This window comes from Duganella sp. OV510 (genome assembly GCF_900100205.1).
In the GTDB taxonomy this organism is placed as follows: Bacteria; Pseudomonadota; Gammaproteobacteria; order Burkholderiales; family Burkholderiaceae_D; genus Rugamonas.
In genome coordinates, this window is record NZ_FNEQ01000001.1 from 249,572 (window position 1) to 271,700 (window position 22,129).

General features: G+C 63.2%; 19 protein-coding genes. 5 read left to right on the forward strand and 14 right to left on the reverse strand.

The window, feature by feature from the left end; all coding sequences use genetic code 11:
* Window positions 1-15 precede the first annotated feature (15 nt).
* Window positions 16-879 carry an RpnC/YadD family protein gene (locus tag BLS51_RS01235; protein WP_090179637.1) on the forward strand — a complete coding sequence of 288 codons (864 nt, stop codon included), beginning with the start codon at window positions 16-18 and terminating at the stop codon, window positions 877-879.
* A 4-nt stretch (window positions 880-883) separates the two neighbouring features.
* Here BLS51_RS01235 and BLS51_RS01240 read toward each other — a convergent pair whose 3' ends face one another.
* From BLS51_RS01240 to BLS51_RS01275, 8 genes are all read right to left on the reverse strand, one after another.
* Entirely contained in the window at window positions 884-1,432 is a 549-nt protein-coding gene (locus BLS51_RS01240) for a heme-degrading domain-containing protein (RefSeq protein ID WP_229207433.1), read from the reverse strand.
* Between the two features lie 34 nt (window positions 1,433-1,466).
* The gene (locus BLS51_RS01245) at window positions 1,467-2,180 is read right to left on the reverse strand and encodes an ABC transporter ATP-binding protein (RefSeq protein WP_090179634.1); all 714 of its coding nucleotides are present in this window, start codon (window positions 2,178-2,180) and stop codon (window positions 1,467-1,469) included.
* A gap of 7 nt (window positions 2,181-2,187) precedes the next feature.
* Complete coding sequence (locus tag BLS51_RS01250; protein WP_090179631.1) at window positions 2,188-3,600, reverse strand: DUF3526 domain-containing protein; 1,413 nt, start codon at window positions 3,598-3,600, stop codon at window positions 2,188-2,190.
* On the reverse strand, window positions 3,597-5,027 hold the full coding sequence (locus tag BLS51_RS01255; protein WP_090179627.1) for a DUF3526 domain-containing protein: 1,431 nt from the start codon (window positions 5,025-5,027) through the stop codon (window positions 3,597-3,599). Before BLS51_RS01255 ends, BLS51_RS01250 begins: the two co-directional genes overlap by 4 nt.
* Before the next feature lie 3 nt (window positions 5,028-5,030).
* Entirely contained in the window at window positions 5,031-7,136 is a 2,106-nt protein-coding gene (locus tag BLS51_RS01260) for a TonB-dependent siderophore receptor (RefSeq protein ID WP_139168629.1), read from the reverse strand.
* Window positions 7,137-7,233: 97 nt separating this feature from the next.
* A complete protein-coding gene (locus tag BLS51_RS01265) occupies window positions 7,234-7,572 on the reverse strand; it encodes a hypothetical protein (RefSeq protein ID WP_090179618.1) in 339 nt (112 codons plus the stop codon).
* A 65-nt stretch (window positions 7,573-7,637) separates the two neighbouring features.
* Window positions 7,638-8,768: an FMN-dependent L-lactate dehydrogenase LldD gene (lldD, locus tag BLS51_RS01270; protein ID WP_090179615.1), complete on the reverse strand. Its 1,131-nt coding sequence runs from the start codon at window positions 8,766-8,768 to the stop codon at window positions 7,638-7,640.
* A 77-nt stretch (window positions 8,769-8,845) separates the two neighbouring features.
* Window positions 8,846-9,799 carry a LysR family transcriptional regulator gene (locus tag BLS51_RS01275; protein ID WP_090179612.1) on the reverse strand — a complete coding sequence of 318 codons (954 nt, stop codon included), beginning with the start codon at window positions 9,797-9,799 and terminating at the stop codon, window positions 8,846-8,848.
* Between the two features lie 107 nt (window positions 9,800-9,906).
* Here BLS51_RS01275 and BLS51_RS01280 point away from each other — a divergent pair, with 107 nt between their 5' ends.
* The 3 genes from BLS51_RS01280 to BLS51_RS01290 are packed head-to-tail and all read left to right on the forward strand — an operon-like array spanning window position 9,907 to window position 12,674.
* A complete protein-coding gene (locus BLS51_RS01280) occupies window positions 9,907-11,346 on the forward strand; it encodes an NAD-dependent succinate-semialdehyde dehydrogenase (protein ID WP_090179606.1) in 1,440 nt (479 codons plus the stop codon).
* An 11-nt stretch (window positions 11,347-11,357) separates the two neighbouring features.
* Window positions 11,358-11,681 carry a carboxymuconolactone decarboxylase family protein gene (locus BLS51_RS01285; RefSeq protein WP_090179603.1) on the forward strand — a complete coding sequence of 108 codons (324 nt, stop codon included), beginning with the start codon at window positions 11,358-11,360 and terminating at the stop codon, window positions 11,679-11,681.
* 12 nt (window positions 11,682-11,693) lie between these two features.
* On the forward strand, window positions 11,694-12,674 hold the full coding sequence (locus BLS51_RS01290; RefSeq protein ID WP_090179599.1) for an NAD(P)H-quinone oxidoreductase: 981 nt from the start codon (window positions 11,694-11,696) through the stop codon (window positions 12,672-12,674).
* Between the two features lies 1 nt (window position 12,675).
* Here the strand turns inward: BLS51_RS01290 and BLS51_RS01295 are convergent, their stop codons facing one another.
* The 3 genes from BLS51_RS01295 to BLS51_RS01300 form a co-directional block, all read right to left on the reverse strand.
* Window positions 12,676-13,626 carry an alpha/beta hydrolase gene (locus BLS51_RS01295; protein ID WP_090179595.1) on the reverse strand — a complete coding sequence of 317 codons (951 nt, stop codon included), beginning with the start codon at window positions 13,624-13,626 and terminating at the stop codon, window positions 12,676-12,678.
* Window positions 13,626-13,808, reverse strand: a complete 183-nt coding sequence (locus BLS51_RS29155) for a hypothetical protein (RefSeq protein WP_139168630.1) — start codon at window positions 13,806-13,808, stop codon at window positions 13,626-13,628. Before BLS51_RS29155 ends, BLS51_RS01295 begins: the two co-directional genes overlap by 1 nt.
* Window positions 13,809-13,932: 124 nt before the next feature.
* A complete protein-coding gene (locus tag BLS51_RS01300) occupies window positions 13,933-16,518 on the reverse strand; it encodes a bifunctional aconitate hydratase 2/2-methylisocitrate dehydratase (RefSeq protein WP_090179592.1) in 2,586 nt (861 codons plus the stop codon).
* Between the two features lie 273 nt (window positions 16,519-16,791).
* Between BLS51_RS01300 and BLS51_RS01305 the strand changes: the two genes are divergently transcribed.
* Window positions 16,792-18,642 (forward strand): rhamnogalacturonan lyase, encoded by a 1,851-nt coding sequence (locus BLS51_RS01305; protein ID WP_090179589.1) that lies wholly within the window; start codon window positions 16,792-16,794, stop codon window positions 18,640-18,642.
* 2 nt (window positions 18,643-18,644) lie between these two features.
* On the opposite strand, the gene BLS51_RS01310 is transcribed toward BLS51_RS01305, so the two are convergent.
* From BLS51_RS01310 to BLS51_RS01320, 3 genes are read right to left on the reverse strand one after another with little or no spacing between them, the layout of a single operon-like run.
* Window positions 18,645-18,881: a hypothetical protein gene (locus BLS51_RS01310; protein WP_090179586.1), complete on the reverse strand. Its 237-nt coding sequence runs from the start codon at window positions 18,879-18,881 to the stop codon at window positions 18,645-18,647.
* Entirely contained in the window at window positions 18,872-19,129 is a 258-nt protein-coding gene (locus BLS51_RS01315; RefSeq protein ID WP_090179583.1) for a polysaccharide deacetylase family protein, read from the reverse strand. The genes BLS51_RS01310 and BLS51_RS01315 overlap by 10 nt, the downstream gene beginning before the upstream one ends.
* Window positions 19,126-22,077, reverse strand: coding sequence for a glycoside hydrolase family 2 protein (locus tag BLS51_RS01320; protein WP_090180811.1), 2,952 nt, complete (start codon window positions 22,075-22,077; stop codon window positions 19,126-19,128). Before BLS51_RS01320 ends, BLS51_RS01315 begins: the two co-directional genes overlap by 4 nt.
* Between the last annotated feature and the right edge of the window lie 52 nt (window positions 22,078-22,129).

A 22,129-nucleotide genomic window follows, 5' to 3' on the forward strand; every position in this document is an offset into this window, starting at 1 on the left:
GCCTTCCGGGAATTCATGTCCTTCTTCTTTGCCGAACTCGGCGCAGGGATCGACTGGTCTCACCGCCCACTCTTCCGCGACAAGGAACTGGCAGGCCTCAATGTCGGCGGCCCACCCGACGGGCTGGTTGCTGACCTCTTGGCCGAGGTCTGCGTGCTCGGCGACCACGCGCGGATGCTCATTCACATAGAAGTCCAGACCCGACGCGACGCCGCCTTCGCACGGCGCGTTTTCGACTACAACTACCGGATAGACAGGCAGCACGCACGACCGGTCGCCAGTCTGGTCGTGCTGGCGGATAACGATCCACGATGGCGCCCGACCGCCTATCATCGCAAAATAAAGGGAACGATGACGATGTTCTACTTCTCCGCCGCAAAGCTGCTGGATTACGCCAACCGGACTGACGAGTTGATGATCTCGCACAATCCTTTCGCCCTGATTACCCTCGCTCATTTACGCACGCAACAAGCCGGACATGATGCAGATCAACTGTACGCTGCTAAGTGGCAGCTTACCAAACGACTGTACCAACATCGCTGGCGTAAGAAGCGCATAATTGAAATCTTCAAGGTAATCAACTGGATGATGGCTCTGCCAGCTGCTCATCAGCAGCGATATTGGCATGCCGTCCTCAAGCTGGAGCAGGAGCGAAAAATGGAATGGATCAGCCCGCTAGAGCAGTCATTTATGGACAAAGGATGGACACAAGGCCGCAAAGAAGGTGCAATGGAGATGTTGGAACGGCAGTTAACCAAACGCTTTGGACCGCTGCCGAAAACCATCCAGAACAAGCTGAAGAAAGCCAGTCTGGATAGGCTATGGATTTGGAGCGACAAGCTGCAGGAGGCAGAGTCGCTGAAGCATGTGTTCGAATAAGCGCCTACAGCTCGCCATCAATTTTCAAATAGCTTTTAAGCGCGGCGATGACCATGGCATGATCTTCCGGGCCGGGCAAGCCGGTCACGGTGATCGTGCCGATACGGCCAGTGCCTTTCAGGATCAGCGGGAACGAGCCTCCGTGGGCGGCATAGTCGCGCATGTCCAGGCCCGGCAGCGCTTCAAAATTGCCGCCGCTGTTCTTCACCTCGTTGTGCGTATAGAACGAACTGTGGCCGGTGCGGTTGACCAGGTTGCTCTTGCGGCGTATCCAGTTGGCGTGGTCTGCGGTCATACCCTCCATGCCGAAGTAAAACAGCAACAACCCGTCACGCGTGACATTGACCGCAACCTTCTTGTTCGCCGCGCGCGCCAGTTCAACCACCTTGTTGCCGAGCGCTAGCGCCGTATCGGAGTTGAAGCTGTCGAACTGTAGCACCTGCTCCTGGCGCGCCAGTGCTGCAAGATCGACCGTCTGCGCCTGCGCCAGGCCGCCAACCGCCAAGGCCAGGAACAAGGCAAATCGGCATTTCTGCCGGATAGAAATGACCACGCTGTCTCCGTTTATTGTTTTACCAACGGCGATTCTACATCAGCGGCGCCCGCATCTCGTCCAGATACAGCCGCTCCAGCTCCAGTGCGCTGACGTCGGTGGCCTTCAGTGTGCGCACCAGATGGCCGCCGCGCATCAGGCCGATCGTGGTGGCGACCTCGCGCGCCCGGAACAGGTCATGCGTCGCCATGTAGATCGCGGCGCCGGCATCACGCTGACGCAGCAGCAAGGCATGGAATTCGGCGCTGGCTTGCGGGTCCAGGCCGGAGGTGGGCTCGTCCAGCAGCAACACCCGGGCCGAGCGTGCAATCGCCAACGCAATCGCCACCTTTTGCCGCATGCCTTTCGAGTACGTGGCAGCGCGCCGGTGCGCCGCATCTTCCGGAATGCCGGCCTCGTGCAGCCATTCAAGCAGCAATGATGGACGACGATCCCCGACACCCGCCAGGCCGGCAAAGTAGTCGAGGTTCTCCAGCCCGCTCATCTCGCCGTACAGCGCGATTTGCTCCGGCAGATACAGCATCTGCCGCCGCGCCGCGAGCGGATCACGATGCACGTCAACACCATGAACCAGCACCTGGCCGGCGCTGGGCGTGAGCAGGCCGAGCATCAGCTTGATGCTGGTGGTCTTGCCGGCGCCATTCGCGCCCAGCATGCAGAACACCTCGCCGGGTGCGATCTGCACGGAAAGGCCCGCCAACGCCTGATGGCTGCCATATTGCTTGGAAAGTGAAATGGTCTGTAACATGGAATCCTCAATCAGTCAGCAATGGGCGCCCGCGCGAGCGCCAATACAGTAGTGCACCCAGGACGAACAGTCCGAGGCAGATGGCCAATACATCCGTCAGCAGTGCACAGGTGCGCTGCCCCCAAGGCTGCTCGTGGAAGACAAAGCGCGGCAGCCCCCGGTCATAATCGGCGACTGTCAGCAGCCGGTCCTCGGCGAGATAAACGCGCACCAGGTCGCGCTGCGTCAGTTGAAAACGCTGCGCCTGTTGCTGGAACTGCAAGGCGCGGCTGGCGTCATTACCGGACAGCCGCTCCAGCCCATCTTGCAAGGCAATGGCCGGCGACAGGAAACGCGCGCGCTCCATCCACGTTTCGCGCCGCCGGTCTTCGCTGCGATAGCGCGCCGACACCGCCTGGATGCCACGCTCCGCCCGGTCTACCTCGACGCCACGAAGACGCAGGCTATCCGGAATATTCGGCGCGACGCTGCGCGCCATCTTCGGCATGCGTTGCGCTTCGGCGCGATTCTCCGCCCTCGCCCGCATCGCCTCGGCACGCAGCGCGTTGACACGTTCAGACGATGCCGATGGCGGCGCGATGCGGTCCACCAGCGTCAGGGCCAGCGCTGGCGCCACCACCACCAGTGCCAGCCAGCACATCAGGCACGCGAACGCTGCCTGGGCTGTGGTACGCAGACGTTGCGTGACAAAGATGGCGGCGCCTATCCAGAACAGCCCGTACATGCCAGCCAATAGCGCGCAGGCCAACAAGCCGCTCATGTCGCGCGCGCCGCACAGCAGCAAGGTGGCGGTCACCAGCAAGATCATTGGCAATGCGGTGGCCAGCCAGCAAGCCGCCGCTTTCGCCGCCAGGTAGTGCCACGGCGCTTGCGGTTGCGACAGTAGCCAACCCGCCATTCCAGCTTCCCTTTCGTTGGACCACATGCCATAGCTGACGGATAGCACCAGCAACGGGAACAGATAGACCAGCACAAAGGCCAGGTCGAGCCGACCGGCCGCCTGCACCGCAGGATTTGCCAGGCCGGCCAGATGCTCGTCAAAGATGGTGTGGCTGGCCATGTAGGGCGCAATCGACGCGGCCAGCGGATAGCCGTCCGCAGCGCCATTGGTCAGGGCTGACATGGAGGTTGGCGGCAGCGCGGCCTGGAAAAACATCGCCGTGGCGTAGAGCGCGCCACCAAAGCGGCCCTTGGTTTCCGGCGTGATCTTCTCGGCGATCTGCTGGCGGCGGTCCGCATGGATCTTCTGCTCGTTGAGCCGCAAGGCCTCAACTGCTTCCAGACGTTGTGCGCTCCATTGCGTGCCGTTCCATCCGGCATACGCGCATACCAGCGCAAAGCCCAGCCACAGCGGTGCCAGCCAGCGCGCCCGCAACAATCGTGTCAGTTCAAAGCGCGTAATGAGGAATATGGACTTCATGCCTTGCCTCCCAATTGGCTGGCGCTGCGCCACAACAGCAGCAATGCTGCGATCAGCCACGCCAGCAATATCAACAGCGGCTGCACGATGCGCGGCGCGACATCCCGCATGGCCAGGGACTGCGGCGCAAACTGGATGCCGGCAGTGATTGCGTTCACATCGGCGGTATAGAGGCCGTTGCCTTTGCGGTGCAGTTTCATGTCGCGGTTGAGCGCCTGCACCATGGCATACCGGTAGCGCTCCGCCTGCTCAAGGAAATGCCGGTGCGCCGGCAGGTCGGATTGCGCCAGCGCTGCCGACAGCGGACGCAGCGCCAGCATCGGCGACAGCACGCTGGCCGCGAGGCTGAACCGCGCTTGTGCGGCGTGATCGTCGTACAGTTGTGCGAAATGCCGTGTATAGATGCCGGTGGTACGCTGTTCGCCATGCTCGAACACCAATCCGTCAAAATTGATCGGCAGATCGGCGATCTTCTGTACGCCATAGGCTTTGAGCGTCTCCGCTTCCAGCCGGCCAAGGCGCACATCACGGGTATCGTGACCATCCGGCCCCTCCATGATTTCACGCTCGACCGCCTTGTGAAAAGCCGTGGCGCCAGGTGTCGGATAGCGCTGCTCGGCCAGTTGCGGCGCCAGCATCGGCAACAGCACCACGACCACCGCCCACAGGCCCAGTGAACGCAGCAAGGAAGCACCCGCGTTTTCGGCATGCGCCGAAATCGCCATCACCAGCGCAAGAAACACCAGCCAGTGCACATAACAGGCACCCAGCATCAACAGCAGTGAACCGAACAGCGGCCAATCGCCGCGCGCTCCCAGCCAAACGGCACACAGCACGCCAGTGGCCAGGGCCAGGCCACCCAGACCAATCGCGAACGCGGCGAACCGCCCGGCTGCAAGCAGCCGCGACGACGCGCCTGCGCCCAACTCCTGCGCCAGCAGCGCGCGCGAGCGTGTACCGGAAAACGTGGTGAAGGCGGCAAACACGATCAACAGCGGCACCAGCGTCTGCAACACGGCAGCCGGATTCAATCCATCGAAACGGCTCAATGCAAAACCACGGTCGGTGGGCTTGTAGCGGCCGGTGTTCTGCACATGGCCTTCGAGCCGCAGCGTACTGCCCAGATGGTTCAGCAGGCCCGGATCGAGCACCGCCAGCGGCGGCCAGGGCTTGTAGACATAGCGGCCGAAATGCGCCGCGCCGTGCGGATTGGCTTCGCCCTGGGCGGCCCACACTTCCGCCTCGCTGACAGCGTCACGCTGTTGCTGGGCGAGCGTCAGATTGGCGCGTCCGGCGGCTGCGGTCAGCGATGCCGCAAACACCAGCAACAGCGCCAGCAGCAGCCAGCGCAGCCGTCCATCGCGCGCCATGATGCGCCATTGCTGGCGCACCACGATATGCAACATGGTCGAGGTATGCGTGGCCATCGTCTAGTAGGCTCCGCGCAGCGTCAACAGCACATTGCGCGGCTCGCCATAGATATTGTAGGTATTCAACCCGCCCACGCGCGAACGGTAGACGCGGTCGAACAGGTTGTTGACCGACAGCGTCAGGCTTAGCTTGTTATTCAAGGCGTAACCGGCTTGCGCACTGGCGACCGCATAGCCGCCCTGCTCGCGTCCGCCGGGCGTGCCGCTGCCTGTGACCCGGCTGCTGCCATTCAGGCCGGCGGCCACAAACGCTTTCGATAGCCAGGCCGGCTGATAACGCGCGTACAGCTTCAATGTGTGGCGCGGTTCGAAAGTCGAGAAGATTTCGCCCGATAAGCTTGGATGTGCCCCGTACTCGGTCTTCAGCCACGTATAGCCTGCGGTCAGGTTCAGCGATGGCACTGGATTGCCGCCCAGTTCAAACTCGGCGCCATAGACCTTTACCTCGCCGGCGGGTGCATAGACCTCGGGCACCGCTGTAGCCAGCGCGCGGTTGCGGTCGCGCATGCTGAACAGCGCCGCCGAGGCGCTCATTTTGCCGCCGGCCAGGCGCAGCTTGCTGCCTAACTCGAATTGCGAGCCGACCCGTGGCTCGATGATCTTGCCAGACGCGTCAAACAGGCCCTGTGGAAGGAAGATATCGCTATAGCTGAGGTATGCCGTGCGCTCCGGCGCATAGGTCCAGATCAGCGAAGCTGATGGCGTGACCTCGCCGCGCTCGCGCGAGCTGGTGTTAAATGGCGTCGGCGCCGATGGTGCGATGCTGCGGCTTTCGCTGCGATAGTTCGAACTGCGCGCGCCCAGCACCAGCGCCAAAGGATCGCTGAGCGACAGCCGCGCCTGTGCATACAGGCCGCCTTGCGTCACCTGCGTGCCGCTGCCGCGATTGAAACCGCCCACCGGCTCCGGCACCAGCGCCGGATTGTTGATCGGGACATTGGGCACTGCGGTGTACGTCACGTTCAGCGTGTCCGCCAGGCGCGTGTCATAGTTGTAGCCGATGGTGGCGGAGTGGCGGCGCCCCCATAGCGTAAAAGGGCCGCTGGCAAACAGGTCGGCCGACTGGCGGCTGAAATCCAGTTCGCTCATGCGGCGCGCATAGGTGGCCGTCATGGTGGCGGGATTCACGCCGGTGCTGGGATAGGCGTCACGATAGAACTTGTCGACCTCGCGCTGCAAGGCACGCGCCTGCAGTTCCCAGCCACCGGCGAGCTGCTGCCGCAACTCGGCGCTCACCTCGTCGGTGCGCCAGAAAAAGCGGTTCCAGGCAGGATAGACATGGGTCTCGCGGTCCGTGTCCCAGAAACGGTCGTTGGTATAGGCCGGCAGGCCCATCGACGGTGAACGCAGCTGGTCCTGCTGGCGGGAGAAGGTCAGCGACACCACGGTATCAGGTCCGATATCGGCGTCCAGCGCCAGGTAGCCCAGCCATTTTCGGTCATGCCCGACGTCGTAGAAGAAGCCGCGATCCTGCAAGGTCGCCACTGCGCGGGCACGCAGCGTACCGGCGCTGTTCAGCGGGCCGCCGATGTCGATCTCGGCGCGGCGATTATCCCAGCTACCGATATTGGCGGCGCCGGCCAGCTGGAACTGGCGTGTGCCGCGCTTGCGTACGAAGTTGATGACGCCGCCCGGCTGGCCGGAACCCTGCGTCACGCCCGACGGCCCGCGCAGGATTTCGACCCGCTCGAAGATGGCCAGGTCATATTCCTGCGTGCCGCTGCCCAGGTTATTCGTGGGGACGCCATCGTAGGCGATCTCCAGGCTATAGCCGCGCGAGCGGAAGTCCGGATTCACGCCATCGAAAGGCATGACGGTGATGCCAGGAGCCTGCTGCATCAAGTCGCCAAGCGTCATCAGGTTCTGATCCTGGATGCGTTCCTGTGAAAAGACCGTAACGGATTGCGGCAAGTCCAGCAGCCGTACCGGCGTCTTGCCGCCCACAGCGGCGCTATCCGGCGCATACGGCTGTTCGGCGGTGCCGGTTACCTGCACCTGCGGCAGCGTGGTTGTTTCAGCATGGGTCAATGGGCTGGCGGCGAGGAAAGCCAGGGCGAGCGCGCGCGGCAGCGCATCACGCCGGAAAGGGAGTGAATTTTTTAACATGATATGGACGAAAGCAAAGCCGCCACCCTTCAGCGGGCAGGCGGAATATACGGATACACGGCCGCGCAGGCGCACAGCGCCCGAACAGACAGGTTGCTTAGTGGAGGATCAGGACGGAGGCAGGAGGCCCCTGGCTGGCCGGACGCAGATAGGCCGGGGCGGCGCGGCGTACACCCTCGGGCAGGCGCGCAAGAACGTAGGCAATCGCCAGGAAGATCGCCAGCAGCGTGGCGCCGGCGGCAGGCAGATCACCCAGCGCAGGCGTGGCAGCATGGCAAAGCACGCAATGCGCCTTGGATTCAGTCGCCTCGTGACGGTGGCCGGCAGTGACGCCAAGCTGAAACAGGAACAGCGCAATGCACACGCAAACGACGGCCTTGCGCACACGCGACAGCGTGACGGCAAGTGCGCCAGATTGTTGGATTGCGAGAAGCATGTGCAAGCTCATGGACGATGAGCTTTTTAGTATAGTGGCAAATTTGGTGCCAAGGCAAGCAGATGCTAGGCCAGCAGATGCGGACCGATTTCCTTGACCGACTTCACGCCGGTCAGCACCATATTGGTCCGGATATCTTTTTCCAGGATGGCCAGCAGCTTTTCCACGCCGGCCTGGCCGCCTACCGCCAGCGCGTAGATAAAGGCACGGCCCAGCAGCACGCCGTCCGCACCCAAGGCCAGCAAGCGGAAGATATCCGTGCCGGTGCGTGCACCACCATCGGCGAAGATGGTCATCTTGTCCTTGACCGCTTCGGCGATCGCCGGCAACGCGCGGGCAGTCGACAAGGCGCCGTCCAGCTGGCGGCCGCCGTGATTCGAGACGACAATGCCGTCAGCGCCGAAGGCCAGCGCATCGCGCGCATCATCTGCTTCAAGAATGCCCTTGATGATCATCGGTCCCTTCCACTCATCGCGTATCCACTGCAGATCCTTCCAGCCGATGGCCGGATCGAAGTTGGCGCCCAGCCAGCCGATGTAATCCTCCAGCTCGGTCGGGCTGCCGCGATAGGCGGAGATGTTGCCGAGATCGTGCGGCCTGCCCAGCAAGCCGACATCCCAGGCCCAGCGTGGATGCGTCAGCGCCTGCATGATGCGCCGCTGCGCGCCATATGGGCCGCTCATGCCACTGTGCGCATCGCGATAGCGCGCGCCCGGCACCGGCATGTCGACGGTGAACACCAGCGTGGTGGCGCCCAGCGCATCGGCGCGCTGCAATACGTCGCGCATGAAGCCGCGATCCTTCAGCACATACAGCTGAAACCAGATTGGCTGTTCGATCGCCTGCGCCACCTCCGCCAGCGGACAAACCGAGACGGTCGACTGGATGAAGGGAATCCCGCGCTTGCTGGCCGCCCGCGCCGCCTGCACTTCGCCACGGCGCGCATACATGCCGGCCAGTCCGACCGGCGCCAGCGCTATCGGCAATTCCTGACGCTGGCCAAACCATTCCGCCGACAGGTCCAGCTGCTCCGAGCCTTGCAGCACGCGCTGGCGCAGCCTGACTTGCTGCAAGTCGTCTACATTCGCGCGCAAGGTTTGCTCCGCGCCGGCGCCGCCATCAAGGTAGTGAAACAGGAACGGCGGCAGCTTGCGGCGCGCGGCCTCGCGGAAGTCGGTGGCGGAAGAAATGATCATTATCGAATAACATCGAAAACAGATAGATGGCTAGTCTATCACCGCGCTGGCCGATATTTGGAAATCCGCCAATTCAATCAAATATGTGCGCGGTTCGGCGCATCCGCCGGAGTGTCCAGCGCCCAGCTTGCCGGATGGCCGATGAAGGCGCGCAACGCATCCAGGAATACCGTCACCCGCGCCGGCGGCTGGCGTAGCGCGCGCAAGGCATGGATGCCGGTGCGCGCGCGCGGCTGCGCCGACCAGTCCGGGAATAGCTGCACCAGGTGGCCGGCTTTGATGTCGGGACCCGCCACCCAATCCGGCAGATAGGCAATGCCCATGCCCTCCTGCGCGGCCAGGCGCATGGCCTCGAAATCATCGCAGGCGAAGATGGGCTGGCAATTGCTGGCGCGCGCCGGGTGTCCCAGCACGTCGCTCCAGCACAGCAGGTCGGCGCCGTGCAGCTTGTCAATCAGCCGGTGCGCGGCGAGATCGGCAAAGGTGCCCGGCTTGCCAGCCTGCGACAGATACGCCGGGCTGGCGCACAGCACCCGGGTTTGCGTGGCAATGCGGCTGGCGATCAGGGTGCTGTCGGCCATGTCGCCGATGCGTATCACCAGGTCCAGCCGTTCCACCACCGGATCGGCCAGCCGTTCAGTGAGGTCCAGTTCCAGCCGCAGACCCGGATACTGGCGCGCCAGCTCGCCCATCGCGGGCAGCACGTAGCGCTTGCCGAAAGTGGGAAAGCACGCCACCCGCAGGATGCCGGTCACCGCGCCTTTCATGGATGCCAGCTCCTGCTGCGCGTCAGCCAGCGAGTCGAGGATCTGCCGGGCGCGCACCAGCAAGGCCTCGCCAGCGTCGGTCAGCGTCAGCAGACGCGTCGAGCGGAGGAACAGCGGCGTTTCCAGATGCGTCTCCAGCGTGTCGATCTGGCGTCCGATGGATGACGGTGTGCGGCCGCGCCGCCGGCCGGCGCCGGAGAAGCTGCCCTCGCGCGCGACATCGACAAACACGCCCAGGAACTCGGCAAATTTTTCTGACTGCATCTGTGCATTCCTTGCATAGCGGTTGTTGGGAAAGACCGTCTTATCACCGACGCCTTCCAGTTTTATTCTGTTTCACATGCTAACAAACCCCGACAAGGAGAAATATCATGCCTAAGTATATCTACGACCCGCTGTACCTGTTCATCAATGGCGACTGGCTGGATGCGGGCGAACGCGACACCGCAGCCGTCGTCAATCCAGCCGACGGCGCCACGCTGGGCCGCCTGCCGCTGGCCACCGCCGCCGACCTTGACCTGGCCCTCGCCACGGCGCGCGACAGCTTCGCGATCTGGCGCCGCACCGCGCCTGCCGAACGGGCGCGCATCCTGCGCAACGGCGCCACACTGATGCGCGAACGCGCCGAACATATCGCCACGCTGATGACGCTGGAAGAAGGCAAACCACTGGCCGAAAGCCGCGACGAGGTGCTGCGCGCCGCCGAATACTTTGAATGGTTTGCCGAGGAAGCGCGCCGTATCGACGGCCGCGTAGTCCCTGCCAATCGGCCGGGTGTGCAGCAACTGGTGAAGAAACAGCCGATTGGCCCGGTGGCCGCGTTCACGCCCTGGAACTTCCCTGCCATTACGCCGGCGCGCAAACTGTCCGCCGCGTTGGCGGCCGGCTGCAGCGTCATCCTCAAGCCCGGTGAAGAAAGCCCGGCCACAGCACTGGCGCTGGCGCGCTGCCTGGATGACGCGGGCCTGCCGAAAGGCGTGCTGCAAATCGTCTTTGGCGTGCCGGACATGGTATCGGCGCAGTTGATTGCCTCGCCGGTGATACGCAAAGTGGCTTTTACTGGCTCCATACCGGTCGGCCGGCTGCTGTCGGAGCGTGCCGCAGCCGGTGTCAAGCCGATCACGCTGGAACTGGGCGGCCATGGCCCGGTGCTGGTGTTTGAGGATGCCGATATCGAGGCGGCAGCCGTGGGTGGCGCCGCCAACCGCTTTCGCGGCACCGGCCAGATCTGCATCTCGTCGACGCGCTTCCTGATCCAGCGCAACGCCTACCAGCGCTTCGTCACCCGCTTTGTCGACGCCACCAACCAACTGGTGATCGGCAATGGCCTGGAACCCGGTACGCAAGTCGGCCCGCTGGCCAATCCGCGCCAGCTGGCCAAAATGGAATCGCTGGTGGCGGACGCGGTCGAGCAAGGCGCGACCGTGCTGGCGGGCGGCAAGCGCATGGCCGGTCCCGGCTACTTCTTCCAGCCCACGGTGCTGGCCGATGTGCCGATGAGCGCCCGCATCATGCACGAGGAACCGTTCGGCCCGATCGCCGTGCTGCGCCCGTTCCATACGCTGGAAGATGGACTGGCCGAGGCCAACCGCCTGCCTTACGCCCTTTCTGCGTATGCGTTCACCCGCGACGCCCGCACCGCGCTGGACGTCGGCGATGGCCTGGAAGCCGGCATGATCGGCATCAACCAGTACCGCATCATCGCCACCGAACTGCCATTCGGCGGCATGAAGGAAAGCGGCCACGGCTCCGAAGGCGGCGTCGAGGGCATCGCCCACTACCTGACCAACAAATTCATCAGCCAGATCTAAAGGAGAGTTCCATGAAAGCCATCGACTTCACCAGCCCACGCGCTGCCGCCCGCCCATTCACGCCGAAACTGACCGAATTCGTCGAGCATCCACTGTACTCGCAGGTATGGACCGATCCCGACCTGTCGCCGCGCGACCGCAGCCTGATTACCATCGCCTGCCTGGTAGCGATGAACCATCCGAACGAACTGCCGGCACATTTGCGCCGCGGCCTGGAGAACGGGCTGACCAAGACCGAACTCAGTGCGGCCATCACGCACCTGGCGTTCTATGCCGGTTTCCCTGCCGCCATCACCGCCTCCGCCTATGCCAACGCGGCACTCAACGACGCTTAAAGGAATTTCATCATGAAAGCAATCATTTTTGACCAGTTTGGCGCTGCCGGCGTCCTCAAGATCGGCGAAGTGGCGGAGCCGGTGCTGCGCCCCGACGACCTGCTGGTGCGCACCCGCGCGGCCGGGGTCAACCGCGCCGACCTGACGCACCGCAAAGGCGGCTACGGCTGGCCGGACTTCGGCGACTCGACCATCATGGGCCTGGAGATCGCTGGCGACGTCATCGCCGTCGGCGAGAACGTGCAAGGCTTCGCGGTCGGCGACCGCGTGATGGGCATCGTTGGCGGCGGTGCTTACGCCGAGGTGTCGCGCATCGACTATCGCATGGCGATGCCGATTCCGGCAGGTCTGGACTACATTCAGGCGGCCGCCATTACCGAAGTCTTCGTCACGGCGCACGAGGCGTTGATCCACCTTGGCAAGCTGCAAGCTGGCGAGACGGTGCTGATCCATGCCGGCGCCGGTGGCGTTGGCGGTGCTGCGGTGCAGCTGGCGCACGCGGTCGGCGCCAACGTCATCACCACCGCGCAGGAGGAGGCCCACGCGCTGGTACATCGTCTGGGCGCCAACCACGCCATCGACTATGTCGACGAGGACTTTGCCGAAGTGGTAGCGCGGCTGACCGACAATCGCGGCGTTGATGTGATCCTAGACTTCATTGGCGCGCCCTACTTCGAGCGTAATGTCAATTCACTGACCTTTGGCGGCCGCCTGGTACAGATTGGCATCATGGGCGGCATCGATGACACAAAGATCCCGCTGGACCGGCTGCTGTACCGCCACTTGCAGATCATCGGCACGGTGATGAAGTCGCGTCCACAGGAAGTCAAGCACGCCATGTCGCGCCGCTTCAAAGAACGCTGGCTGACGCACTTCGTCAAGGATGGCCTCACGCCGGTTATCGACAGCGTCTATCCGTTGGCGGAAGCCGGTGTCGCCCAGCAGCGTATGGAGGATGGCCTGAATGTCGGCAAGATCGTGCTGACCATGTAAGTCACCTTCCGCTTTCGTATCTTTCCCGCAGCCAGGCGTGCACCCGGCTGCGCGTTTCGGCCGCCATGCGGATCGGGAAGCGGATGTAGCCATGCGCCGCTTCCGGCAGCAGATGGCATTCGACTTCGGCGACGCCGCGCCAGCGTTCGGCAAGCAGCATGGTGTCATCTCGCAGCGGGTCGCGCTCGCCGGCGAACATGATGGCGGCGGGCATGCGGGCGAGGTCGCCGTATAGCGGTGATAGCGGTGGCTGGCGGCGTTGTTCATCGCTGAGGTCAGGCGTCAGCAGACGCAGCGAAGCCAGCATGCTGGCACCGTGCAGCACCAGCGTATCGGGACCGGCGTCGCGCACGCTGGGTGTGCCAGCCAGGTCATAAACACCGTAATACAGAATCGTGCCATCGACGCGTCGCAATAATTCCGGCCAGGCTTTCAGGCGCAGCAGCGTTGCCGCTGCCAGGTGGCCACCGGCGGATTCGCCCAGCACGTAGACCGGCAGACCGGCATATTCGGGAAGGCCATCGGACAGCAGCCAGCGTGCGGCCGCCAGGCAATCGTCCATGATGTCGGCCAGCGGCGCGGTGGTGGCCAGCCGGTAGTCGACCGAAACGACTACTACATCGCACGCCGTTACCAGTTCGGTGTTGAGTTCATCGTTCATTTGGGCGTTGCCGATGACCCAGCCGCCGCCGTGAAAGTCCAGAACGACGCCACGCGGCGGGCGGGCGCCACGCAAGATACGCACAGGAACGTGCAGGCCGTCGGCGTGCGCCAAGCCTTGCTCGACGCGGATCGATGACTTCAGGCGCGCACCAAGCTGTGACACGCGCAGCAGTCCCTGAATCAGGGCAGGTGTAACGCGGTTGCTGATCTTGAAGCGCGGCAGCCAGGCCAGCTTGCGGTTGAAGCGACGTGCTTCCACCAGCGCGTCGTCATCCGGCGCCAGATTCATCAAGCGCGGTCGTCCCGGCGGCAGGCGGTGGAGAAAATGCGCTCGACCACCGCGCGTGGCACGTTACGCACGAGCAGATAAGCGGCGGCGCTACGCTGGCCATAGGTGCGTGCCCACTCAAGGCCCTGTCGCACGATCGAGGCCTGGCGCACATCGGAACGGGGAGTTATTTTGGTATCCATCCCCTACTATCTCACATTCGCCCGGCGCGGATTGTGCGGGCGCGAACCTCCGCGCCAAGAAAAAGCCCCACCAGGCTGCGATCAACCTGGTGGGGCCAAGGCCGGCATCTTCTGCCGGACAGGATTACACTTGCACCGTATCCGCTACGCTACGGAACTCTTCGATCTGGTCGAAGTTCATGTAGCGGTAGATGTCGTCGGCGTTTTTGTCGATCACGCCGATGTGCGACATGTACTCTTCCTTGGTCGGGATGCGGCCCAGGGCCGAGCACACCGCCGCCAGTTCTGCGGAACCCAGGTACACATTGGTTTCCAGGCCCAGACGGTTCGGGAAGTTACGGGTCGAGGTCGACATCACGGTCGCGCCCTTGCGGATCTGCGCCTGGTTACCCATGCACAGCGAGCAGCCCGGCATTTCCATGCGGGCACCGGTGCGGCCCAGCGTGCCGTAGTGGCCTTCGGCTGTCAGCTGTTGCGCATCCATCTTGGTTGGCGGCGCGATCCACAGGCGAACCGGGATATCCGATTTGCCTTCCAGGACTTTCGACGCGGCGCGGAAGTGACCGATATTGGTCATGCACGAACCGACGAACACGTCGTCGATCTTCGCGCCAGCCACGTCGGCCAGGGTCTTCACATCGTCCGGATCGTTCGGGCAGGCGACGATAGGCTCATGGATGTCGGCCAGATCGATTTCAATGACGGCAGCGTATTCGGCATCGGCATCCGGCGACAGCAATTGTGGATCGGCCAGCCATGCTTCCATCGACTTGATACGGCGCTCCAGCGTGCGCTTGTCCAGGTAGCCATTGGCGATCATCCACTTCATCAGCGTGATGTTCGAGGTCATGTACTCAATGATCGGCGCTTTATCCAGGTGCACGGTGCAACCGGCTGCCGAGCGCTCTGCCGACGCGTCGGACAATTCGAATGCTTGCTCAACCTTCAGGTCTGGCAGGCCTTCGATTTCCAGGATGCGGCCGGAGAAGATGTTCTTCTTGCCTTTTTTATCCACGGTCAACATGCCTTGCTGGATCGCGTACAGGGGAATCGCGTTGACCAGATCACGCAGGGTCACGCCTGGCTGCATCGTGCCCTTGAAGCGCACCAGCACCGATTCAGGCATATCCAGCGGCATCACGCCGGTGGCGGCGGCAAACGCCACCAGGCCGGAACCTGCCGGGAACGAGATACCGATCGGGAAACGGGTGTGCGAGTCGCCCCCGGTGCCGACGGTGTCCGGCATCAGCAGACGGTTCAGCCACGAGTGGATCACGCCGTCGCCAGGACGCAGCGCCACGCCGCCACGGTTTTCGATGAAGGTTGGCAGTTCGCGGTGCATCTTCACGTCCACCACTTTTGGATAAGCAGCGGTGTGGCAGAACGATTGCATCACCAGGTCAGCCGAGAAGCCCAGGCAAGCCAGGTCTTTCAGCTCGTCGCGGGTCATCGGACCGGTGGTGTCTTGCGAGCCGACGGTGGTCATCTTCGGTTCGCAGTAGGTGCCTGGGCGGATGCCCTTGCCGTCCGGCAGACCGCATGCGCGGCCAACCATCTTCTGCGCCAGCGAGTAGCCTTTGCCGGTATCGACCGGATTCTGCGGCAGGCGGAACAGGTCCGATGCCGGCAGGCCCAGCGACTCACGCGCCTTGGTGGTCAGGCCTCGGCCGATGATCAGCGGAATACGGCCACCGGCGCGCACTTCGTCGAACAACACGTCGGACTTGACCTTGAATTCAGCGATGACCTGGCCGTTTTTCAGTGCCTTGCCATCATATGGACGCAGTTCGATGACGTCGCCCATTTCCATTTGCGTCACATCCAGCTCGATCGGCAATGCGCCGGCATCTTCCATGGTGTTGTAGAAGATCGGCGCAATCTTGGTGCCCAGGCATACGCCACCGAAACGCTTGTTCGGGATGAATGGGATGTCTTCGCCGGTGAACCACAGCACCGAGTTGGTGGCCGATTTACGCGACGAGCCGGTGCCCACCACGTCGCCAACGTAGGCGACCAGGTTGCCCTTGGCTTTCAGTGCTTCCAGCTGCTTCAGCGGGCCGACTTTGCCCGGCTCTTCAGGGTTGATGCCTGGGCGCGGGTTTTTCAGCATCGCCAGCGCGTGCATCGGAATGTCCGGGCGGGTGGTGGCGTCAGGCGCCGGCGACAGGTCGTCGGTATTGGTTTCGCCGGAGACCTTGAATACGGTCAGGGTCAGGCTTTGCGGCACTTCAGGACGCGAGGTGAACCACTCGGCGTCCGCCCACGATTGCAGTACGCCCTTGGCGCGGGCATTGCCCTTGTCGGCCAATTCCTTGACGTCGTGGAAGTAGTCGAACATCAGCAGGGTTTTCTTCAGGCCTTCGGCGGCCACATCGCCCACCACGTCGTCTGCCAGCAGATCGATCATCGGCTTGATGTTGAAACCGCCCAGCATCGTGCCCAGCAGCTTGGTTGCCAGTTCGCGCGACACCAGCGGCGAGGCTTCAACGCCCTTGGCCACGGCGGTCAGGAAAGCGGCTTTCACCTTGGCGGCATCGTCCACGCCCGCAGGAACGCGGTTGGTAATCAGGTCGACCAGGAATTGCTCTTCACCGGCTGGCGGGTTCTTCAGGAGTTCCACCAGATCGGTAGTCTGGGCGGCCGACAGCGGCAGCGGAGGGATACCAAGGGATGCACGTTCGGCAACGTGGGCGCGATAAGCAGCTAGCATGAGAGTTCTCGTCAGGGTTGATTGCAGGGCAGGCAATGATCGACCGCCTGTACTGAGCGCCATTATACACCAGCAACTCTTATATAAGACATATAATAGGAGACGCCGCAGGTTTTTTGCCACACAGATACACCAATATAGCTGATTATGGCTAAACCGCCATCAAAATCACATCCGTGATTAAATGCGCCGGGCGGTTGACATCGATACCTGGCATTCCCGATACTCGTCGACAGTTCACACCACGCCGTATCGCATAGGTATCGCATATTCATGGCATCTTCCGTCGAGATTTTTCCCCTGTTGCGGCAAGCGCACACGTTTGCGCTGGGCCTGCTGATCCTGTCCACCGCCGTCGCCGTCGCCGCCCCTCCCCGCCAAATTGAAAAGCTGGATCGCGGTGTGGTGGCGATCCATACCGATGGCGGCAACTTCATCAGCTGGCGGGCTCTGGCCGACGAACCGGCCACACTGGCTTTCAACCTGTACCGCGACGGCGTCAAGCTGAACGCGCAAGCACTGGACGCGACCAACTACCTGGACGCCAAGGGCGGCGCCGATGCCAGCTACACGGTGGTGCCGGCAGGCGGCAAAGCCGGGCAGCCTGTACCAGCCTGGCCCCAGCCCTATTTGCGCGTGCCGCTGCAAAAGCCGGCGGATGGCGTCACGCCCGATGGCGAAAGCTACAACTACATCGTCAACGATGGCTCGGCCGCCGACCTCGATGGCGACGGCCGCTACGAGCTGCTGGTCAAATGGCAGCCCAGCAATGCCCACGACAATTCCCACAAAGGCTACACCGGCCCGACGCTGCTGGATGCCTACCGGCTGGATGGCACGCTGTTATGGCGCATCGATCTGGGCCGCAATATCCGCGCCGGCGCGCACTACACCACCTACCTGGCCTACGATTTCGATGGCGACGGCCCCGCCGAGGTGATGATGAAAACCGCCGACGGCACCCGCGACGGCACCGGCCGCATCATCGGCGAAGCCTCGGCCGACTATCGCAACAAGGATGGCTACGTGCTGGACGGCCCGGAATTCCTCAGCGTATTCGACGGCAAAACCGGCGCCGCCCTCGCCACCACCAGCTACACGCCGCCGCGCGGCGAGGTGGCAGCCTGGGGCGACAAGTACGGCAACCGGGTCGACCGCTTTCTTGGCGGCGTCGCCTATCTGGATGGCGCGCGTCCCAGCGCCGTCTTCACGCGCGGCTACTACACGCGCGCGGTGCTGAGCGCCTGGGACTGGCGCGGCGGCAAGCTGACACAGCGCTGGCTGTTCGACAGCGACGCTCCTGGCAACAGCGCCGCCGCCGGCCAGGGCGCGCACTGGATGGCCGTGGCCGACGCCGATGGCGATGGCCGCGATGACCTGATCTACGGCGCAGCCACCATCGGCAGCGATGGCCGCCTTCTGTACAGCACCGGCTTGTGCCACGGCGACGCGCTGCATGTCGGCCAGCATCAACCCGGCCAGCGGGGATTACAGGTCTTCATGGTGCACGAAACCCCATCCTGCTACAAAGGTCATGGCATCGAAATGCACGACGCTGCCACCGGCCGTATATTGTGGAGCGTCGACGGCAATGGCAGCGATGTCGGCCGGGGCGTCTGCATGGATATCGACGCCGCGCATCCCGGCAATGAGTGCTGGGCCAGCGTTGGCGGCCTGATGGCGTCGGATGGCACGCAAATCTCGACAGTCCATCCGCGCGCCGTCAATTTCGGTTTGTGGTGGGATGGCGACCTGCTGCGCGAAACGCTGGACGGCACGCGCATCGCCAAATGGCAACCGCAGACGCAGCAACTGAAGCTGCTGCTGGATGGCGCAGACTACGGCGCGGCCTCCAACAACGGCACCAAAGCGACGCCTGTGCTGACCGCCGACCTGTTTGGCGACTGGCGCGAGGAAGTGGTCTGGCGCAGCGCCAGCAACGACGCGCTGCTGATATTCAGTACCACCACGCCGACCACCCATCGCCTGCCGACGCTGATGCACGACACGCAGTACCGGGTGCAGGTGGCGGCGCAGAATGCCGGCTATAACCAGCCGCCGCATCCGGGCTTCTTCCTGGGCGAAGGCATGACGCCGCCGCCGGCAACAGCGCAGCAACGCTAGCTTCAGCGGCAGAGTGACTTGACGTCCAGCGCCGGCTCGGACGACTGCTCTGGCACCGCCAATGTCATACCGCGCTGTTTTGGGGCGCGTGCGACCAGGCTGCTGCTGCCAGTTTCGGCATAGGCTGGGTCGGCCTGGGCCTGCTGCAGCGTAACGTAGCGGGCGCCCGCAGCGTCCAGTCGGGCCATCACATCCGGCAGCGTCACCGCACTCCAGCCGCCCAGGTGCGTCAGCAGCACTTGCGGAATGACGCGGCAAATACCTGCATCGAATTGGCCTTCATTGCGACAATGCCCTGGTCGACAGGCTCGCCGGCAATGACGTCTTCCTGCCACGCTTCAAACGATGGCGCGCGCGTCAGGCTTAAGTGGCTGCAGCTATGGTTGCCCAACGGCTGGCCAGCGCCGCGCCAGGCGTCCAGCACCGTCTCGCTACCCGGTTCGCGAATGATCTTGACGGCATTGACGAAGCCAAAGGTCCGCATCATGGCTTCCGGTAGAACTCAATTTCGACGATGGACAGCACGCCCTTCGGTGTGCGATTCGCGCCGGTGTCGGTAATAGCCTGATTGGCCACTTCGGTCAGCTTGATGGCATTGCTTTCATCCGCCTCGCCATTCAGCTCCACTTTGACGTTGCTGCCGCGATGCGATTTGAGCGGCAGCGTGACATAGCCCAGGCTCTCCGGCGTGAAGCCGCTGTACACCAGCTCACCATCGACGCTGATGCGCAACGGATAGCGGCGCTCCTTCCAGCCGGACAGCTTGAGCGTGACCTCGTTCAGCGTGGATGGCTCGGCAAGCTTGTAGGTGATAGCGGGCGTGCCCTGCCCCGGCTTGCTGCTCCATACCGTGGTTTCATCATCGTCATAGGAATTGGCGGCGGCCTCCGTATTGCTGTCCGCCATGGCGCCAATAACAGGAACCGCCACGCGCGATACGGTAAATGGTGGCGTCGATGGCGTCGGGCCGCGTTTCAGGTTTAGCGGCAGGCCATCCGAAGGTAGCTGACGTGCCAGGCCATGCTGCACCTTGACTGGCTTGCTGTCGAGCGTCAGCACCGCCGGCGCCAAGCCAGGTGCACTGGCGCGCAAAACGATCTTGCCGGCCTGCGTGGTACTGCGTAACAGCACGCGATTGACGCCACCCTCGACCGGCAGCGCCTTCGCCAGCACGTAGTTACCCGGGCCCTCTGCGATGCCGCCACGCCACTCCGCCTGTCCGTCCAGCGTGAACGTCACCGTGTCCAGCGCCACCGGATTGCGGCGGCCGTGTGCGTCCACCACTTCCACCTGCACCAGCGCCAGGTCGGCGCCATCCGCCTTCAGGCCCTGCGGCGCGGTTGTCGCAGTCAGTTTCAGCGCAGACGGAGCGCCTGCGCTGACGAGGACCTGCTCGCATACCTGCTTGCCGGCGGCATCATAGCCGATGGCCTTCAGTTCGCCCGGCTGCCAGGCGACCGGCTCGAAGCTGAACAGGAAGCGTGCACTTTGCTTACCGCTGCCAAGCAGCTTGCCGTTCAGGTACAGCTCGACCCGTTCTGCGCTGGAAACCACCATCACTGGCTTGACCACGCCGGGCGCGTAATTCCAATGGCCGATGATGTGCAGGCGCGGCCGCTCAATGTCTACCCAGCCATCCCACATCACCTGATGGGCGTAGAAGCCATCCTTGGGAATGCGCATCGCATCCACTTCGCCGCTGCGGCGGTAGTTTTCGGCGCCACGATGATGGGTATTGCTATCCGAGAAAATGATATTCACGCCGCCGGAGGACCCCCGCATGCCGGTGCCTGGCCGTTCCCGCCAGTAGTCATACCAGCGCTGCACGTTCTCGATCGCGTGGCTGTCCTGGTTGCGGTTGTAGGATGCGGCTTTCTGGCCTTTGTAAAGCGGGCCGTCGCCGTCCTTGTGGTAAGGCGGCGTGAATTCGTCCCAGAACTTGCGCGCGCCCTCATCGCGCGAATATTCCATCGCCCACATCGGCATATTGGCGCTCTTGTTAATATATAACATCTCGCCGCCGTATTCGGAGACTTTCTGCAAGGCGGCGCTGAGCATTTCACGGCTGCCGGATGCGCGCCCGCCATGCGGATCGTACTGGTCGCGCAGCGCTTTCATCTCGCGCATATGCGCTTCGCTGATGCCGCGATTACCGCTCTCGTAAAATATGACGCTGGGATTGTTGCGGTTGTAGATGATGGCGTCGCGCATCACTTGCAGCCGCTGCTCCCAGCGCCGGCCGGTGACGTCCGCTTCCGAATCGCCGGCCGGCATGGCTTGCATCAGTCCCAGCCGGTCCAGCGACTCCACGTCCTGCTTCCAAGGCGTGATATGCATCCAGCGTATCAGGTTGGCGTTGCTTTCCAGCGCCAGGCCATTGCTGTAGTCGCTCAACCAGGCAGGCACCGACATGCCCACCGCAGGCCACTCGTTGGAGGTGCGCTGCGCGTAGCCTTTCATCTGGAGCACGCGGTCATTCAGTTTGACCATGCCCTCGCCAAACGCGGTCTTGCGGAAGCCGGTGCGCGTCTGTACGCGATCCACCACCTTGCCGTCCACCTTCAGCGTGGTCTCGACCTGGTACAAATAACCGTATCCCCAGCTCCAGAAATTCAATCCCTTGACCGTGGCGCTGGCGCTTGCCACCGCCGTTTCGCCGGGCTGCACGGTGCGAGGCGCGGAGGCGAAACGCGCCACCTCCTTGTTGCTGGCGTCGCGCAGCGTAACCTCGTAACCGAAGGTGCGTGCGGCATCGTGCTCGTTGCGCACCTGCGATTCAGCGCTGATCGTGGCGCTACGGCCGGCAATGTCGAAATCGCGGGCGTACACGTAGACGCCCGTAGTGCCCAGCGAGGAAAACAGCGGCAGGGTCTGATACAGCCGGTCCGTCACATGCAGGCGCACGTTCTTCGGCAGGCCGCCATAGTTGGCGTTGAAGTTCTTGTCGGACCACTGATAGCGCTGACCGGTGGCCGCCTCGCGGTATTCCCAGCGATTGTCGGTCCGCACCGCCACCACGTTGTCGCCTTCCGCCAGCGCTGCGCTGATGTCATAGCCGAAGGCGGTAACGCCATCTTCGTGCAAGCCCAAACGCTTGCCATTGACGAATACCTCGGCCGCCTGCCGCGCGCCTTCGAATTCCAAAAATACCTTCTTGCCGCGCGCGCTGGCCGGCAGTTTGAAATGCTTGCGATACCAGGCGATGCCGGTTGTATGGTCGACGATATCCTTGCCGAAGGCGTCGTCCTCATTCCATGCGCGCGGCAGCGTAACGGCTTGCCAGCTTTGATCGCTGTAATCCGGCTGCGCGGCGCCGGCGGGATCACCCACCGCCAGACGCCAGCCGGGATTGAAGTTGTACACCTCGCCAGCCTGCGCCTGCACGCCAACGACGGCCAGCAGCAAGGCAACTATGCATCGTAAATTGTGGTTCATCGCGCCGTCCATTTAATCCAGGTTGCGCACTAATATATTAGCTAAACGCTTG